The following is a 1,330-nucleotide window of genomic DNA, read 5'->3' as shown; positions in this document are numbered from 1 at the left end:
TTTTGGGCGGCGGCGGCCAGCAGACATTGGCATTTGACATTGATCAGTCCCCGGAACCTTGCATATCGATGACCGTGAAGCTGTTTGGCATCTGCAAAAGAGCGTTCGACCGTCTCTTTTCGGCGCTTGTAAACCCGCTTGCCCCACTCTGTCAGACGATAGGCGTCAGCCCGGTCTCTGGCGTCTTGCCAGACATGGCGCGTGACAGTTTTTCGCTGGTGGGCATTGGCGGTACAGGAAGCCAGCACAGGACAGGTGCGGCATTTTTCCGGGTCGCTGTGATAATGGCGGTATCCATTTCGGTCGGTTGTCGCATAAGACAGAAGCTGACCTTCGGGGCAGCGATAAGCATCACGTTCAGGGTCATAAACGTATTTGCGTTTGGGGATGTAGCCTTCCCGAAGGTTCGGGCGGCGATAGCCCGTCACGCCAAGGATGTCACGATCTTCAAGGCCTTTGGCAATCGCGGCGGTCGCATAGCCCGCATCCAGTCCGACGGCGATAACATCAAGGTCAAAACGCTGCCTTTGTCGGTCAAGACGGTCGAGATAGGGAATGCTGTCATGCAGATTGGCCGGGGTGGCGTAACTGTCGGTAATGATCCCAAGCTTGCCATCGACCGTGCGGTGATCGAGATAGAAAAAGCCCTTGGGCTTACCGTCGCGCACCATATATCCGCTGTCGGGATCGGTTCGGCTGATCTTGGTTTCTTTCTCAACCGGCTGGCGTTCCTTGGCTTTGAGCGGCTTTTTCGCATGAGCCGTCCGGTCTTCCTCAATCGCCAGATCCAGATCATCCCAATAGGCCGCGCGCGATTTGGCAACCACTTCGCGGTCCCATTTGTTCTTGTTGGCATCGGCCTTCAAATGCGTGCTGTCGGTATAGAGAACCTTGCCATCCACCAGCCCGTGCCTGATCGCCTGCTCGACGATCTCGTCAAAAATATCCTGCGCAACACTGGCATCATGATATCGACGCCGCCGGTTCTGCGACAGGGTCGAGGCATCAAAGACCTTGTCGGTCAGCTTGAGTTGCAAAAACCAGCGATAGGCGACATTGACCTCAATCTCCCGCACAAGCTGGCGCTCCGAGCGCACGCCAAACAGATAGCCAATGAACAGCGCCTTAAACATCATCACCGGATCAAGGGCGGGACGGCCATTGTTCGCGCAGTACAAATCGGCCACGCGCGCATGGATAAAACTGAAATCGATCACGGCATCGATCTTACGAAGCAAATGATCGCTGGGGACCAAACTGTCGAGTGTCACCATCTCAAGTTCGGTTTGATGTGGGCTGGGTTTCTTAAGCATTCCCCATTGAATCAAAA

Annotated in this window: 1 protein-coding gene; it reads right to left on the bottom strand. The window is 55.1% G+C overall.

Annotated features, from left to right (window positions below; translation table 11 throughout):
• On the bottom strand, positions 1-1,313 hold a 1,313-nt coding region (locus BC440_RS11575), incomplete at its 3' end, for an IS1182 family transposase (RefSeq protein ID WP_071240246.1).
• Positions 1,314-1,330: the final 17 nt, after the last annotated feature.

The organism is Thalassospira sp. MIT1004, assembly GCF_001858545.1.
Lineage (GTDB): Bacteria > Pseudomonadota > Alphaproteobacteria > Rhodospirillales > Thalassospiraceae > Thalassospira > Thalassospira xiamenensis.
This window is presented reverse-complemented; position numbering and strand designations above follow the sequence as displayed.